14 protein-coding genes and 1 pseudogene are annotated in these 15,191 nt (G+C 63.3%); 9 read left to right on the top strand and 6 right to left on the bottom strand.

What is annotated here, in order from left to right:
- Positions 1-27: 27 nt before the first annotated feature.
- Positions 28-897 (top strand): NEW3 domain-containing protein, encoded by an 870-nt coding sequence (locus B5525_RS42015; protein ID WP_244567766.1) that lies wholly within the window; start codon positions 28-30, stop codon positions 895-897.
- Positions 816-1,052 (top strand): annotated as a pseudogene (locus B5525_RS47685) (hypothetical protein); the annotation flags it as partial. The gene B5525_RS42015 and the pseudogene B5525_RS47685, both read left to right, overlap by 82 nt.
- Before the next feature lie 52 nt (positions 1,053-1,104).
- On the opposite strand, the gene B5525_RS47060 reads toward B5525_RS47685, so the two are convergent.
- Entirely contained in the window at positions 1,105-1,368 is a 264-nt protein-coding gene (locus B5525_RS47060) for a hypothetical protein (protein WP_244567765.1), read from the bottom strand.
- 356 nt (positions 1,369-1,724) lie between these two features.
- On the opposite strand from B5525_RS47060, the gene B5525_RS42005 reads away from it, so the two are divergent.
- The gene (locus tag B5525_RS42005; RefSeq protein ID WP_079572277.1) at positions 1,725-3,413 is read left to right on the top strand and encodes a tetratricopeptide repeat protein; all 1,689 of its coding nucleotides are present in this window, start codon (positions 1,725-1,727) and stop codon (positions 3,411-3,413) included.
- A 29-nt stretch (positions 3,414-3,442) separates the two neighbouring features.
- Here the strand turns inward: B5525_RS42005 and B5525_RS45165 are convergent, their stop codons facing one another.
- The 3 genes from B5525_RS45165 to B5525_RS41995 form a co-directional block, all read right to left on the bottom strand.
- Positions 3,443-3,718: a hypothetical protein gene (locus tag B5525_RS45165; protein ID WP_154073751.1), complete on the bottom strand. Its 276-nt coding sequence runs from the start codon at positions 3,716-3,718 to the stop codon at positions 3,443-3,445.
- A gap of 38 nt (positions 3,719-3,756) precedes the next feature.
- Positions 3,757-3,972, bottom strand: a complete 216-nt coding sequence (locus B5525_RS42000; RefSeq protein ID WP_079574483.1) for a hypothetical protein — start codon at positions 3,970-3,972, stop codon at positions 3,757-3,759.
- A 147-nt stretch (positions 3,973-4,119) separates the two neighbouring features.
- The gene (locus B5525_RS41995; RefSeq protein ID WP_244568134.1) at positions 4,120-5,766 is read right to left on the bottom strand and encodes a ShlB/FhaC/HecB family hemolysin secretion/activation protein; all 1,647 of its coding nucleotides are present in this window, start codon (positions 5,764-5,766) and stop codon (positions 4,120-4,122) included.
- 253 nt (positions 5,767-6,019) lie between these two features.
- Here B5525_RS41995 and B5525_RS41990 point away from each other — a divergent pair, with 253 nt between their 5' ends.
- The gene (locus tag B5525_RS41990) at positions 6,020-7,174 is read left to right on the top strand and encodes a FecR family protein (RefSeq protein ID WP_079572274.1); all 1,155 of its coding nucleotides are present in this window, start codon (positions 6,020-6,022) and stop codon (positions 7,172-7,174) included.
- A 117-nt stretch (positions 7,175-7,291) separates the two neighbouring features.
- Complete coding sequence (locus B5525_RS41985) at positions 7,292-10,057, top strand: EAL domain-containing protein (RefSeq protein WP_079574481.1); 2,766 nt, start codon at positions 7,292-7,294, stop codon at positions 10,055-10,057.
- Between the two features lie 33 nt (positions 10,058-10,090).
- Here the strand turns inward: B5525_RS41985 and B5525_RS41980 are convergent, their stop codons facing one another.
- A complete protein-coding gene (locus B5525_RS41980) occupies positions 10,091-10,330 on the bottom strand; it encodes a hypothetical protein (RefSeq protein ID WP_079574480.1) in 240 nt (79 codons plus the stop codon).
- 21 nt (positions 10,331-10,351) lie between these two features.
- Between B5525_RS41980 and opgC the strand changes: the two genes are divergently transcribed.
- From opgC to B5525_RS41965, 3 genes are all read left to right on the top strand, one after another.
- Positions 10,352-10,651: an OpgC domain-containing protein gene (gene opgC / locus B5525_RS41975; protein WP_244567764.1), complete on the top strand. Its 300-nt coding sequence runs from the start codon at positions 10,352-10,354 to the stop codon at positions 10,649-10,651.
- A 171-nt stretch (positions 10,652-10,822) separates the two neighbouring features.
- Entirely contained in the window at positions 10,823-13,048 is a 2,226-nt protein-coding gene (locus tag B5525_RS41970; protein WP_079572272.1) for a hypothetical protein, read from the top strand.
- Between the two features lie 86 nt (positions 13,049-13,134).
- Positions 13,135-13,593 carry a hypothetical protein gene (locus tag B5525_RS41965; RefSeq protein ID WP_079572270.1) on the top strand — a complete coding sequence of 153 codons (459 nt, stop codon included), beginning with the start codon at positions 13,135-13,137 and terminating at the stop codon, positions 13,591-13,593.
- 32 nt (positions 13,594-13,625) lie between these two features.
- On the opposite strand, the gene B5525_RS41960 is transcribed toward B5525_RS41965, so the two are convergent.
- Positions 13,626-13,895, bottom strand: a complete 270-nt coding sequence (locus B5525_RS41960) for a hypothetical protein (protein ID WP_079572269.1) — start codon at positions 13,893-13,895, stop codon at positions 13,626-13,628.
- 317 nt (positions 13,896-14,212) lie between these two features.
- Here B5525_RS41960 and rocF point away from each other — a divergent pair, with 317 nt between their 5' ends.
- The gene (gene rocF, locus B5525_RS41955) at positions 14,213-15,190 is read left to right on the top strand and encodes an arginase (RefSeq protein WP_079572267.1); all 978 of its coding nucleotides are present in this window, start codon (positions 14,213-14,215) and stop codon (positions 15,188-15,190) included.
- The last annotated feature ends 1 nt before the right edge of the window (position 15,191 follow it).

The following is a 15,191-nucleotide window of genomic DNA, read 5'->3' as shown; positions in this document are numbered from 1 at the left end:
TTCGTTCAATAGATGGTGTACCAACAGATGGTGTACCAACGCGCCAGCAGCGAGGCGGGCGCCACGCCGCCCAAATTAAATTTAAGAAATCTTGTTGCTCTGCAGCACAACGCGCTTGCGCCGGTAAACGTGGCGCTCGCCAAGGAGTTGCCGGCAAAACTTACAGTGACGTCGAAACTTCCGTCGCGTCGTGGCAGCCCGAAATCGAACTTCGAGTATACGTTGAACATCAAGAACGACAGCGGCCGCAATTTGGTCGCGAGCTTTGCCGCCGAAGCGCCATCGAATTTCGAAACCTCGTTCACCGAAGCCTATGGCAGCCAGGAGCTGTCTTCGATTCCGATCGACGCCGGCCAGTCTAAGGACATCAAGTTAAAAGTCCGTCCACCGAGCACCATCGACGCCGGGCATTTCCCGGTGCGGGTGACGGTCAACGCGGAGGATGCTTCGGCCAAGGTTGATCTTGCCCTCGACGTCGTGGGGCAGCCGCAGCTCCAGGTGTCGGGACGCGACGGGCTGTTGAGCGCGCGCGCCGTGGCGGCGCAGCAAAGCTCGATTCCAATCGTCGTCACCAACACCGGCACCACGCCGGCCGAAAACGTCAAGCTCTCGGCGAGCGCCCCGACCGGCTGGAAAGTGACCTTCGAGCCGGCCACCATCGACCGGCTGGTCCCGGGCAAGGACGCCGAGGTGCAGGCGCTGGTCACGCCCGGCGACAAGTCGCTGGCAGGCGACTACATGACCGCGGTCAGCGCGACGTCGCACGGGGAAAACGCCTCGGGCCAGTTTCGCATCACCGTGTCGACCTCGACGGTATGGGGCATGGTCGGCGCCGGGGTCATCGGAGTTGCGCTGCTTCTGATGCTCGGTACGGTCGCGAGGTTCGGACGACGATGAGCATTCCAGAAAACCAGGCGGTCGTGACCACCAGCGACATCGTCATCGCCGCGCGCGGCCTGACCAAGCGCTATGGCGCGGTCAGCGTTGTCGATGCCATCAACCTCGACATTGTCAAGGGCGAGGTGTTCGGCCTGTTCGGGCCTAACGGGGCCGGCAAGACGACGACGATCCTGATGATGCTCGGTTTGACCGAGGCACGGGCGGCTAAGCTTTGCGTTGCAACTTCGCGCGGGCAATGGCGCGTACGAAGTAATCCCTTGCGACCGCGTCCAGCGCGGTTGAAATCAGTTCGTCGGATTCGGCGACCGCGCGACCCTTGTACTCGGCCTCGAGCCGCTCGGCTTCCCGAATATAATCGACCGCAAGCTCGCGCAGACGGTGCAGTTCGGGGTCGTCGGGGAGGGGATAAATCGTTGCCAGCAAGTTCCTGGCGCGCGCTCGCGCGCGATCGCTTCGCATGCCAACCATCGGCGCCTCCTGAGATCGTCCGCATTCCCTTGACTGAGAGAAGGCCGCGCGACCACGCCGGCCGAACCAACGGTCAACACCAACGGCCGAGCATTACCTGGTCTGCGCCAAGCATCTGTCTGAGCTAAGCATTTGGACTATGTCGCGTTCCCGACGAAGTGCCCTATTTTTGAAAAATATGGCCCCGCGCACGAGGCGAGCCGGGGAGCGCCCGATACCGGGGGAGTTAAAGAATTGCCCTCGTTTCGGGGCCTATCTCCGCAGTTCTACTGACGTTTCCGAGCCATCCGGCAAGATTATATTTACCATACATTGAACATGGTGGGGTCGTGACCAATCCGCGAGAAGCCCGATCCATGACCCCATCGACGCCAGCCGCCCGGTACCCGGACGCAGTCACTGCCGGCTCGGTCGTCGCACGGCAGCTGCGCGCGGGCCTTGAATATCTTTCCGCCGGCAATATCGACGAAGCCATCGAGGCGTTTCAACGTGGTCTCGCCGCCTCCTCCGGGGACGCATCCACCGAGACTCTTTCGGAACTGCATTCGAAGCTCGGCAACGCCTGCATGCTTCGCGGCGATCTCGGGCTGGCCGCCGAAAACTACAAGGCCGCGCTGCGGCTGGCTCCGCATCTGACCTTCTGCTGGTGCAATCTCGGCAATGCCTATCTGAAGTCGGGAATGCCCGCGGAGGCCGTCACCCTCTATCTTCAGGCACTGACACTCAATCCCGGCCACTGGCCCTCGCGCACCAACCTGGTCCAGGCCCTGATGGCCACGCAGCAACACCTTCTGGCGAAGCTGCTGCTGGAAGAACTGGTCGAGGAGCGGCCGCAAGACGCCTCGATGCACCATCAGCTCGGCAAGCTTTACTTCGAGGTGAACGAGCTCGAATCCGCGCTGCAATGCTTCGCGCGGGCGATCGCCCTCAACCCGCTCGATTCCGAAAGCATCTACTGGACCGGCAGCATCCAGCAGAAGATGGGCGAAATCGACGCCGCTGAAGCGGCTTACGCGCAGGCGGCGAAAATATATCCCTTGATAAGGCGGCCGGCGACAAAATTGCCGGCCGAGTTTCGCATTGTGACGTTGTTCGCTCCCTTCGCCGGTAACTTGCCGACCGACTATCTGTTGAAGGATACGGCCTACGACATCGCTACGCTCGCGGTATTTGCGTCGCGCGAGTACCATACCGAAGCTCTGGAACGGGATGTGCAGGTCGTCGTCAATCTGATTTCCGACGCCGACCAGGCGGATGCCTTGCTGCCGCTGGCCGCCGACGTCGCCGATCGGTTCGGCAAGCCGACCGTCAACGATCCGCGCAAGATCCAGCGCACGACGCGGGACGCGGTCGCGGCCGCGCTTCAGGGAATACCGGGGTGCCTGGTTCCGAAGGTCTTGCGGCAGAAAGCCGGAACCGACCTTGCCGCAGCGACCCTGCTAGCTGCGCTTGCACCTGCATCCACCGTTCTGGTGCGGCCGGCGGGAACCCATGGCGGCGACGATCTCGAAAAGCTCGAAGGCCCGGAGGCGCTGGCGGCCGCTCTTGCGCAACGAACGGACACGGATCGCTATTTCATTGAATATATCGACTATCGCTCGGTCGACGGTTATTTCCGCAAATACCGCTTTATCTTCGTGAACGGCGAGATTCTGCCCTATCACCTCGCGATCGCGGACCACTGGAAGGTGCACCACGACAGCACCGACATGGCCGATCATCCATGGATGCAGCGGGAAGAGGAAGCCTTCCTCAACGATCCCGCCAGTGTGTTCGGCCCCTCCCACTATCAGGTGCTGCGGGAAATCCGAGAGCGTGTCGGCCTTGATTATTTCGGCGTCGATTGTGCGCTGGACCGGTCGGGAAATCTCGTGATGTTCGAGGCCAATGCCTCGATGCTGGTCCACGATCAGAATGAGAAGTTCTTTTACAAGGCTCCGTTCGTCCACCGCATCAAATCGGCATTTGATGATATGTTGCGGAAGTTCGCGGCCGCAGGAATTTCTCGGGAAGATGGCGCGGCCATCGTTACCACAGTCGGCTGACCTCGGCTCCGGTTCTTCGAAACCGAGCCTCAGCTCTGCCCTTTTTTGGAAGGCTGCGCGTCCTTTGCCTCCTCATCCGACAAGAGCTTCAGCAGCGTCTGGCGCTTCTGTTCGTCGGTGGTTTCCGCGAGCATCTTCCGATGGAGCTTGAGGTTCTCGCTATGAACGAATTCTTCCATTTGCGCCTCTCTCGCAAGGCAGTCATTGCCGCGCCGGTGTAAGCCTCGGAAGAACCCGTATCCAGCTATGGACCGATAAGAGAAAGTTGGCGGGAAACCGGTTCGCCCGCGATCAAGCTTGTTCATGCCGATAGATTTTAGCACCAAGTCGCAACTCATCGTGCTCACAAGCCGGTGCGATCGCCGCTTTCTCGCGGTGACGATGAGGCCAATGCCCTGAGTGCAGCGTCGATTTTTGCTTGAACGCGGCGGGCGGCCAACTCCACCATCCTTGTCTGGGTTCTGCCGGTCCTGACGGTATCGCCGACCTGGAACCGCCAGCGCCAGATGTCCGGCTCGGCAGTTGCTGCGATCGTGTATTCGATGCCCTTGTAGATCACGGAAGTTCCCATCGCCCGGAAATGGGAAACACCGTTTGCAGTCCGCGATCAATCCGGGTGATTACGGGACCAGCTGGGACAAAATGGGGATGCCGGCCAGGAAAATGTTCCGCGGGATTATTCAGATTCGAAAGAATTCCGCCTAATCTAAAGGCAGCGGGTCTGTGGGCAGAGCTTGAAGGCGTTGGACAAGGAGAACAGCAGACGCGCGCTGCGGCTCGCATTGTCCGGCGCGCGGTAGCTCAGTGGAAAGGCCACCGCGATATCGGCCTGCAGATCGCCGCCCAGAAAGAACCGCACGCCGGCGCCTGTCGAGGTCAGCGCTGGGCCGTCATTGTAGCTGAATCCATCGTTCCAGGCAGCACCGGCGTCGACGAAACCATAGAGCTGATAGCCGGTCAGGTAACGGAAGTTCAGTCTCTGATCGAAGCGCAGTTCAAACGAGCCGGCGATGCCGTTGTCGCCGCTGATCTCGGCGCTGCCATAACCGCGCCCGAACGCGGCGCCCCCGAGATAGAATTGCTGCGAGGTGAACAGCGGACCGGAAGCGATCTGGCCAGCGGCGGCAATCTTCACCGACCATGCATCGGTCAGCGTCTGATAGCGGGTGAACCATGCATCCATCACGGAGAAATTGCCCGAGGCGCCGTCACGCGACAGAAAATCGTCGCCGAAATGCGAAGCACCGAGGATATCGAGACCCTGACGATACGCCAGTGTGAGGTAATTGTTGCCGCCGAAATTGTCCTGCAGCCGGTAATCGGAAGTCAGGCTGACGGCGCGGATGTGGTCGCTGTAGATCGGGCCGAACATGTCGCTCTCGGAGACATTGCTGAAACCCGCCGCCGCGGTGAGCGTCAGTGCCGATCTGATTGACTGCAACGGGACGATGCTGGCGCGCACCTCGAAGGAATCGGTCCTGGTGACATCATCGTTGAGCCGCCTCTCGTCGCCCGGCCGGACCTCGCTGTGCACGACGGATGCGCCGATCCGCACGCCGTCGACGCCGACCGGGACATCGTAGGACAAGCGGCCGAACGCGAGCTCGCGTGGATCGCCGGGCGTGGTCGACAAATTGAGGGCCAGCGTGTCGCCCGGAGCGAGATAGGAATTGAATGCGCCGGTCGCGTAGATTTGCCAGGGGCCGACCGACGACGATCCCAGATTGTCGATCCCGAACGAGGTGTAGATGTGCCAGGTGTTGACGAAGACGATGAGGCGGAAACGGCCGGTCGCGTTGCCGATCTCTTCCAGCGCGGTATCGGCGATGCGTACTCCCGGCCGGCCATTGATCAGCAGGAGCTGGCGCTCCAGCGTTGGCAGGCGTGACGGAGATTCCGCAAGCACCGGATCGAGCAGCGGCCTTATGCCGAACTGCTCGGCGCCATCGCCCTTCAGCGCCACTTCCGCGATGACGCCTTCGATCACCTGAATTCGGACCCTGCCGTCCCTGATGTCCTGCGGCGGAACCACCGCCCGGCTCAAGTGAAACCCGGCCGCGCGGTAGAGGTCGCCGACGCCGGCGGCGATTGCCGCAAGATCGGCCTGCGACACTTTCTTTCCAAAATAGGGTTGATAGACGCTTGCGATCCGCTCGTGCGGGATCGCACCCGCCCCGCTCAGCGAAACGCCGCGCAGCACGAATATCGGTTTGCTATCCGCGGAACCTTCCTGACTGGACGCCCTTGGCACCCGCAAGCCGGAGCGGGAGGAAGGCGATTGCCCGGATTGCGGCGTGTCGAATTGCCGTTCGGTCTGCCTCGGGTCGAAGCCCTGCTGGGCTTTTGCGGGCATCGAGACGATCGCGGACAATAGCAGCAGGATAGCGCCCAGCCCGCGGTGACGCGGTTGCGGTCCTGTCGGCGATCCCACGCAGCGAAACAGCAACCGCTCTGGCACCATCAAATCCCTAGCTAACTGATATTTCTTAGATTTTTATGGTCAATGAATCGTTAACGCCGACCGTAGAACTGCGGACGGGCGCTCACTCAATGTTGAAACTTTTCCGATACGCCTGCGGGTCACTGACGGGCAGACGGAGTTTTTCATGGCTTGGAATGGCGGATTTTCACGCCTCCTGACGGCGGCCTTCTTGCTGGCTACCGCCTCCGGTGCGCTCGCCGCCGAAGATGATGTCTGGCGGGTGGGCAAGTCCTCGGGCGAAGTCTGGATGAACACCCCGGGCGCCCAGCAGGCGTCGCTGACGCAGGAAGAGGTTTTGAAGCCGGGCGATACCATCCGGACCGGGCGCAATGGCCGCGTTCTTTTGCTGCGCGGCGAGGAGACCATTCTGGTCTCGCCGAATTCAGTGATAGGCCTTCCCACAGAGAAGAAGGACGGCCTGTCGACGACGATCCTGCAGCAAGCCGGTTCGATCCTGCTGGAAGTGGAGAAGCGCAACGTCAAGCATTTCGAGGTCGAGACTCCGTACCTTGCGGCCGTCGTCAAGGGAACGCAGTTTCGCGTCTCGGTGAACGCCGGCTCGACCAGCGTCGACGTGCTGAGGGGGCAGGTCGAGGTCGCGGATTTCAAGTCGGGCCAGATCGCGCAAGTGATGCAGGGCCAGCATGCAACCGCTTTCGCGCACGGCAAGCCGGGCCTGTCACTGAGCGGATCGGGCGCGCTCAATCCGATCGAGCAAGGCAAGCCGCGCCCCTCATTGATCGAACGGATCATGGTGCCGAAGACCGGACTCTCCGCTCCGCTCCGCGCTGCGAACGGGCTGCAGGTGCACGCGCTCGGCCACCTCGCCGCCGGCAACGCCGCCACGAAGCCCGCCGGGATGCGGATAGCGGCCCCGCTCGGCGACGTCAGGCTCAATTTCCTGAAGGTCACGCATGGTCTTGCCCATGCAGCGGTCTCGGCACCGGGTTCGACGAAACATGGTGCGGACAAGGACACGATCTGGAACTCGCACGAGGCCAAGGCGAGCACGGGTATCGGCAACGGCAATTCCAACGACACCAGCGGCAGCGCCAGCGCTGTGGCGAGCACAAGCGCCGCGACGAATTCGAGAGGGGCGGCGCAGGTAGCCGCGACCACCGCAGCTGCGGTCAATTCCGGAAATAGCAACGGAAATAGCAACGGAAATGGCAACGCCAACGGAGTTGGCGCCAACGGCAACGCCAACGGCAGTGGCAATGGCAACGCCAATGGCAATGGAAACGGGAACGCTTACGCCTACGGCCACAACAAGAAATAGCGGCAGCCGGCAAGGACCTTTGAGGGTCGACAGAAGGCAAGTGTCGAAAGAATTAACTTGAAGGGTTGAGGATCAAGAAAAGGGGCACCTCGCCCATGGGGTGCGATGGGGACGTTTTTGAAACACTACCGGCCGCATATCTTTGTGGTGGTTGCGCTGGCGATCGTACTGTTGTGCGGCCTGCACGGCGCGCTGCGCAATGCGCTGACCGACCTGCGATTTGCATGGCAGCAGCGCCAGGCCAGCGGCAACATTGTCGTTGTCGCCATCGATGCCCCCTCGATCGAGCAGATTGGCGTCTGGCCCTGGCCGCGCCGGCTCCACGCCGACTTGCTGCGGCGGCTGGACAGCGCCGGCGTGCGGGATGTTGCGTTCGACGTCGATTTCTCCTCACCATCCGACCCGGCGTCGGACCGCGCGTTTGTCGAGGCGCTGGAGCGCGCGGGCGGCAGCGTGGTGCTGCCGTCCTTCAAGCAACCCGGCACGGACATCGGCAATGGAAGCGCCATCCACATCAATCGTCCGTTGAAACCATTCGCCGATCATGCATGGTCGGCGGTCGTCAATGTCACGGTTGAGCGGGACGGCCTGGTCCGGCGCTATCCGTTCGGCGAGACCTTCAACGGGCAGTATCTTCCCGCGATGGGCGCGGCGCTGGCCGAACAATATGCCGAAAAGCAAGCGCCCTTCCTGGTCGATTTCAGCATCCGCGCCGCCTCGATTCCGAAAGTGTCCTATGTCGATGTCTTGCGCGGCGACGAGGCGACGCTGGGCAAGCTCAGGGACAAGAAAGTCATCATCGGCGGCACCGCGCTGGAACTCGGCGACCGCTTCAGCATTCCCAATGGCGGCGTGGTTTCCGGGCCGCTGCTGCAGACCCTGGCCGCCGAGTCGATCCTGCAGAACAGAACCCTGCATTTCACCTCCGATGCCGTCACGCTGGCGGGGCTGTGCATCATCGCGCTGATCATGATGCTCTCGTGGCGCCGCGTCGGCGCCGGCCGGCGGGTTATCATCCTTGTCGGCATGGCCGCCGCCGTTGAAGTCATCGCAGTTCTGCTGCAGGCAAAGTTTCCCCTCATCCTCGATACCTCGCTGTTCCACACCGCGATCGTCGTCTACATGGCCGCGATTGCGCTCGACGAAATCGACTTCCGGGATCTGCTCGGCAGTATCGCCGAGAGCCGCTTTCAGCGCATCGCGATGTCGCTGGGCGACGGGCTGGTGTGCACCGACCAGGACCGCCGGATCACGGTATGGAATCCGGGGGCGGCGGCGATATTCGGCTACGAGCCCGCCGAGATGATCGGCCGGTGGTTCGACACGATTTGCGCCGGCAGCGACGACATTGCCGCCGTCTCGAATGCGGTCGGCGAGGCGGCGCGCGCGCGGTCGCAATCGCCCGGCGGCCTGGTGATGGAGTTCGACGGCCGCCGCAAGAATGGCGAAGTATTTCCGGTCGAGGCCTGTTTCTCCGGCTGGCAGGGCACCGAAAGCTTCCAGCATGGCGCCATCCTGCGCGACATATCGGTGCGAAAGCGCGAAGCCGAAAGAGTTCGCTATCTGGCCGAACACGATTCCCTCACCGGGCTCGCCAACCGCAACAGCCTTCACGCCGGCCTGGCCGCGATGATTTCCGCGGCGGAAGCGCAGCGGCGCGAGGTCGTGCTGCTGGTGGCAGGCCTCGACGCCTTCCAGCAGATCAACGATATGCTCGGCCACGCCTGCGGTGACCTCGTGCTGTGCGCGGTGACCGAACGCTTGAACGCGGAAGCCGGAAATACCGCCCTGGTGGCGCGCCTGAGCGGCGACGAATTCGCAATCGCGATCCCGCGTGCCGATGCGGCCGAGACGGTCGCGGCCTTGTCCGAACGCATCGCGCGTGCGTTCGACGCCCCGCTGTTGGCCGGAACGCGGCAGCACCGCGTCAAGGTCAGCCTCGGGGCGGCGGTCTATCCGGAGGGGGGCCGGAACGCCGGCGAGCTTCTGGCCAACAGCCATCTCGCTTTCTGCCGGGCCAAGGCGACCCGGCGCGGCGGCTACGTGATCTTCGAGAACGTGATCCGGCAGGAACTCGAGGCCCGCCTGACGCTCGAGGCCGAGCTGGTGCTTGCCGCCGAGCGAGACGAATTCGAATTGTTCTACCAGCCGCAGGTCCGGCTGACCGACGGCGGCGTGTTCGGCGCCGAAGCGCTCATTCGCTGGCGCCATCCCGTGCGCGGGCTGGTCTCGCCCGCGGAATTCATGCCGGTCGTCAACACCTCTTCGATCTCGGATCGCATTGCGGCCTGGGTACTCGAGACCGCCTGCCGCCAGGCTCGGCTATGGGAGAGTAGCGGCCACGCCGTTCGTGTAGGCGTCAATCTCTCGCCCTCGCAATTCCAGTCGACCGACCTTGCAACCGCGGTTGCGGAGATACTGAAGAGCACGGGCCTGACGCCGTCGCTGCTCGAACTCGAGGTGACCGAGGATATTTTGCTGCTGGACGAGGAGAGCGTGCTCGACACCTTCCGAAGAATAAGGGCGCTCGGCGTCCGCATCGTGTTCGATGATTTCGGCACCGGCTATGCGAGCCTGAGCTATCTCAAGAAATTTCCGCTCGATGGATTGAAGATCGACCGCACCTTCGTGTTCGAACTGCTCTCCGATTCGGGCGATGCGGCCATCGTCGGCTCGACCGTCGCTCTGAGCAGGCAGCTCGGGCTGTCGGTGATCGCCGAAGGGATCGAGAACCGCGCGACCACCGATCTCTTGATCAGCATGGGATGCGAAGAGGGGCAGGGTTATTTCTTCGGCCGCCCGGTGCCGGCGCAGGCGTTCGAAAGCCAATTTCTTGCCGTAAGCCAGGCCGTCGACGCACCGGGAGCCGGCAGGGCAGCCTGAGCGGGGGGAGTCTTGCCCGCGACGGGTACGGCGCTAGAGGTGATTGTCCCCGTGCGAAGCAGGCTGTGTCCTCTGATCGGCCTTCTCTGCGTCTCGCTTGTTGGCCTCATGATGGCCGATGACGCATCCGGCAACAACGCCGACCTTGCCGTGCCCCGCCATATGGCCCGCGATGCCCCCGATGATGGCGCCTTTGATGCAACCCTTGGCCTCGGCGACGGCGGGAGCCAACGCCAGGCCCAGAATGGCAGTAGCAAGGATCAGCGGCTTCATGGTGGACCTCCGAGAAAACAGGTGCTGCGACAATCCGGGGCCCGGCGATTGGTTCCGTGGCGGGACCTGACGCCGCGACACTGGCACGGGCTGCCGAAACCTTTGATCAGGGTGTTGATCCGCTGCGGCGAGAACTCGCTGGCGATGTATTGCCTCGGCGTCTTGCTGGCGTTCCTGGGATTTGTGATTTTCGCCCGGTTTTCCAGCAGCTTCGCGATGCAGGCCGCCGTCAGCTTCGCCGGGATCGCACTGATGATCGCGGCGGCGACCCTGCTGACATGGGAAGCCAAGCTCGACCGGCACGGGCCGAAGCTGTTTTGAATCAAGGCGGCGTACCGCGCACGCCAGCCGAATTGATCGCCTCCCGGTTGTGGACATCATTGAGCCTTCGCGCCTTCGTCAAGGGCGTGTCAACTGGATGTCATGGGTGGCGCTCTAGGTTCCCCGCGCACTATCGGCTTCGCAACAATTAGACACATTGAGGAGAAGGCCATGCGTCATAAACGCATTTTCGGCGCTGCAACTCCGTTGCTGCTCGGCGCCGCGCTGTTTTTCGGAGGATCCGCGACCGCGCAGGCGGCATGCGGACTGCAGTCCGCCGGCAACAAGATCAAGCATGTCGTGCACATCCAGTTCGACAATGTCCACCTGCGGCGGGATAATCCCAACGTGCCATCGGACCTCGAGCAGATGCCCAACCTGCTCAACTTCATGCAGAACAATGGCACGGTGAGCGGCAATCACCACACGCCGCTGATCTCGCATACCGCGACCGATATTCTCACCGTGCTCACCGGTGCCTATGGCGACCGCATGGGCGTGCCGGTGGCGAACAGCTATGGCTTCTTCCGCAACGACGGTTCCGTCGGCTTTTCCAGCTCGTTTCTGTACTGGACCGCGCTCAGCGCCGACGGCAAGCCGGAGCTGATCAATGAAAACGGCAAGATCTTCCCGGCGCCGTGGGCGCCGTTCACCCGTGCCGGCTGCGACGTCGGCGCGTTCTCGATCGCCAATATGGAATTCGAGAGCCTGCCGGCCGACGTGCGCACCGTTTTCGGCATCGGTTCGCCGGAGGATCTGGCGGTCTCGGCGGCACTGGCGTTGCCGCGTACGCCCGCGAACGCGCCCGCCCGCCAGGCACCGAGCACCGACTATCTCGGCGTCGCCGTGCATTGCGCGCTGGGCAGCCCGCTCTGCAACAACAGCCACGCCCGTACCGATGCATTGCCCGACGAGCCGGGCGGTTATTCCGGCTTCAAGGCCTTGTTTGGCAACGTGAATGTGGCGCCGGTGATCTGTTCGGCGGCACCCGCCGGCTGCAACGGCAGCGGCGCGGTCAAGGATACCGACGGCGGCGTCATCGCCGACCCTTACGGCCGGCCCGGCTTCCCCAACACCTTCAGCCCGACGGCCAGTCAGGCGCTGGGTTACGCCGCGACCATGCTCGAAGCAGGTATGCCTGTTGCCTACGTATATGTCGCCGATGCGCATGACCGCAATCCGCTGCCGCTCGACCCCGTCACCAACCTGCCGGGAGCGGCCCATGCATTCGGCGCGGGCGAAGCGGAATACGTCGCCCAGCTCAAGGCCGATGATGTCGCGTTCGGCAAGTTCTTCGCGCGTCTTGCCGCCGACGGCATCAATAAGGACAATACGCTGTTCATCGTGACCGCGGACGAAAACGACCACTTCGTCGGCGGCGCGCCGAGCCCGGCCAATTGCGACGGCATCCATGTGCCCTGCACCTATGCCCAGATCGGCGAGATCGACACGTTCCTCGACCGGCTGCTGCTTACCCAGCGCAACAACACGACGCCGTTCGACATTCACTTCGACGACGCGCCGACATTCTATATCCACGGCAATCCGGGGCCGCAGGATCCGCTGACGCGCACGATGGAACACGACGTCGACGCGCTGCGGGTGACGAACCCGATCACCGGCAATGTCGAAAAGCTCAACGCGTTCCTCGCCGACCGCGCGGAGATGGCGGTGCTGCACATGATCACGTCGAACCCGGCGCGCTCACCGAGCTTCACGATGTTCGGCAATCCCGACTATTTCAACGAGACGTCGAGTTCGTCGACCGGGCAGGGTCATGATTGCTCGCAGGCGCCTGCCTGCGTGTCCGAGGGCCCGGGCTTCGCCTGGAACCACGGTGACGTCCAGAAGCAGATCACCCGCACCTGGATGGGGATGGTAGGGCCCGGCGTGATTCACGCCGGCCGCAACGACCAGGTGTTTTCGGACCACACCGACCTTCGCCCGACCATGATCGCGCTGGCCGGCCTGAAGGACGATTATACTCACGACGGCCGGGTCCTGGTCGAGTTCCTCGACGATCACGCCCTGCCGAAATCACTGCGGCGGAGCGAGAACTTTCTCGAACTCGCCCAGGTCTACAAGCAGCTCAACGCGCCGCTCGGCTCGGTGGGACTCGACAGCCTGACCTTTGCGAACCGGTCGATCCTCGGCGCCGACGCAGGTTACACCAGCTTCCTCGCCACCATCGCCGACATTACGGCCAGGCGCGACGCCCTGGCCGCCGAGATCAAGCCGCTGTTGGACTCGGCTGCTTTCGACAATCAGCCGATCAACGAGCGGCAGGAGGATCAATTGGTCCGCCGCGCCCGGGCGATCATCGACCAGGTCGCGGGTCTTGCTCATGACGATCATGATCATGATCATGACCACGACCACGACCACGATCATCACTGAACGGGGCGTGGTCTCGGTATAGTAACGACTGCAAGCCCGCTGGCGAAGCCAGCGGGCTTTTGCGGGAAAATACGGAGCATGACCTTATGTTGTCCCCATCGCCGGCGCGTCGGTTGCTTGCATTTGCGATCGTCTCGGGAGCGCTGTTTGCCGTATCGGGTAACGCGGCCCGGGCGCAAGTGCACGTGGACGGATCGCCGGATGCGGCCCATGTCGAGGCGCGCGATGTGCCGCTGCAGGAGGTGCTGGCGGCGCTGCAGGCGAAATTCAATCTGCACTACCGCACCGACGACGCGCTCGATACACGCAAGACCGGGATTTTTGACGGTTCGCTGCAGCGCGTCACCGCGCGCATTCTCGACGGCTACGATTTCGCGATGAAGGTTACGCCGCAGGGCATCGACGTGTTGGTGCTGCGGCAGGACCTGGCCGGCGGCAAGACCGTCGCTTCGGCCGCGCCCGCCATGGCGACGCCGAAGGGCTCGCCGGCGCCGGTGATGACGGCGGCGCAGGCCAACCGCTACGAACGCGAACATTACCGGTAGAACGTCCACGCCGACCGCGAACCAAGATCGGGTTAGCGCCGCCGTGCCACGGCCACGCCGAACAGGAAGGCGACGAACAGGCTTGCCAGCGGCGCCTCTCGCGTGATGGCGCTGATGGTCGAAAGTGGCTTGCCCGGCTGCCGCGCGGTCGCAATGGCTTCGCTCAGCCGGCTGACTGCGGCCTGGAGCCCCGCGGAGATCTCCGTCAGCGTGCGCGAGACGTCGGTTGCGGTGTCGATCGCGCGCTCCGCCATTCCCGGTTGAAGCGTCGGTTCGGGTATTTCGAAATCCGCCATTTCCATGCCCTCGGAGCCTTGTGCAGTCTTGGACCGCCGCGCAATGAGGCCGCCACCTTTGGCTATCCGCGCGTGCGCTCGTTTGGAACAGCGGGTCTTAGGGACCTTTGGCTATCCGCGGCAGGCGCCGTGTTGAACGGCGGGTGGCGGCCTCACGGGAGCAAATGCGGCGCGCGGTGGTTTGTTCCGTCGCGGGCTGTGGATTGCCCCGCAAAATGGCCGGGAAAGCGAGGGGTATGACCGGTATGAGAGGCCCAAGGCTTAGCCCCGTCTTTCCCCCGCCATCCGTCGCGGGTAGTTTGTCACCCCGAGGGGATTCGTTTGTGAGCGACACTTCGAGATCAGATCTGACGAGGAGAATCGCGCTGCTTGGCGCGCCCATCGAGATCGGCGCGTCGCAGCGGGGAACCCTGATGGGGCCGGCGGCGCTGCGGACGGCAGGCCTGTCGACAGTGCTCGACGCCCTCGGTTTCGAGGTGGAAGATCACGGCGACATCGCGGTCGGAGAGGTCCCCGGGCTAACGGATGCGCCGCCCGACAACGCCCGGCATTACCGGGAAATCCAGCGCTGGATCCGCACATTGAGCGCGCGGGCCTACGAGCTGGCGCGATCCGGCGCGCTTCCGATCTTTCTCGGCGGCGATCACTCGCTTTCGATGGGCTCGGTCAACGGGCTTGCCCGCTACTGGCGCGAACAAGGCCGCGAGCTCTTCGTGGTGTGGCTCGATGCGCATGCGGATTACAACACGCCCGCCACCACGCTGTCCGGCAACATGCACGGCATGTCGGCGGCGTTTTTGTGCGGCGAGCCCGGGCTCGACGGGCTTTTGGGCGACGAGCCGCGGGCATCGATCGACCCCGACCAACTCGAACTGTTCGGCGTGCGCTCGATCGATAAACTAGAGAAGGACCTGCTGCGCAATCGCCGCGTCAGCGTCGCCGACATGCGCCAGATCGACGAGTTCGGCGTCAGCGTTCTGATGCGCCGCGTCATCGACAAGGTGAAGGCCCGCAATGGCGTGTTGCATGTTAGCTTCGACGTCGATTTTCTCGATCCGAGTCTCGCCCCCGGCGTCGGCACCACGGTGCCCGGCGGGGCCACCTATCGCGAAGCGCATTTGGTGATGGAGATGCTGCACGATTCCCGGCTGGTGCGATCGGCCGATATCGTCGAGCTCAACCCGTTTCTCGACGAGCGCGGCCGCACCGCGCGCACCGCAGTCGAACTGATCGCCAGCCTGTTCGGCCAGCAGATCACCGACCGGCCCACGCCGACCAATGCGATCGAGCCGGGCGAGTGAA

This window comes from Bradyrhizobium erythrophlei (assembly GCF_900129505.1).
In the GTDB taxonomy this organism is placed as follows: domain Bacteria; phylum Pseudomonadota; class Alphaproteobacteria; order Rhizobiales; family Xanthobacteraceae; genus Bradyrhizobium; species Bradyrhizobium erythrophlei_D.
The sequence above is the reverse complement of the archived record's forward strand: the minus strand, read 5'-3'. Positions and strand labels throughout refer to the sequence as shown.

Bases quoted from the DNA above. Each gene is read 5' to 3' on its own strand.
- B5525_RS42015 (WP_244567766.1), top strand. From the start codon at position 28: ATGGTGTACCAACGCGCCAGCAGCGAGGCGGGCGCCACGCCGCCCAAA.
- B5525_RS47060 (WP_244567765.1), bottom strand. From the start codon at position 1,368: ATGGTTGGCATGCGAAGCGATCGCGCGCGAGCGCGCGCCAGGAACTTG.
- B5525_RS42005 (WP_079572277.1), top strand. From the start codon at position 1,725: ATGACCCCATCGACGCCAGCCGCCCGGTACCCGGACGCAGTCACTGCC.
- B5525_RS45165 (WP_154073751.1), bottom strand. From the start codon at position 3,718: ATGAACAAGCTTGATCGCGGGCGAACCGGTTTCCCGCCAACTTTCTCT.
- B5525_RS41995 (WP_244568134.1), bottom strand. From the start codon at position 5,766: ATGCCCGCAAAAGCCCAGCAGGGCTTCGACCCGAGGCAGACCGAACGG.
- B5525_RS41990 (WP_079572274.1), top strand. From the start codon at position 6,020: ATGGCTTGGAATGGCGGATTTTCACGCCTCCTGACGGCGGCCTTCTTG.
- B5525_RS41980 (WP_079574480.1), bottom strand. From the start codon at position 10,330: ATGAAGCCGCTGATCCTTGCTACTGCCATTCTGGGCCTGGCGTTGGCT.
- B5525_RS41970 (WP_079572272.1), top strand. From the start codon at position 10,823: ATGCGTCATAAACGCATTTTCGGCGCTGCAACTCCGTTGCTGCTCGGC.
- B5525_RS41965 (WP_079572270.1), top strand. From the start codon at position 13,135: ATGTTGTCCCCATCGCCGGCGCGTCGGTTGCTTGCATTTGCGATCGTC.
- B5525_RS41960 (WP_079572269.1), bottom strand. From the start codon at position 13,895: ATGGAAATGGCGGATTTCGAAATACCCGAACCGACGCTTCAACCGGGA.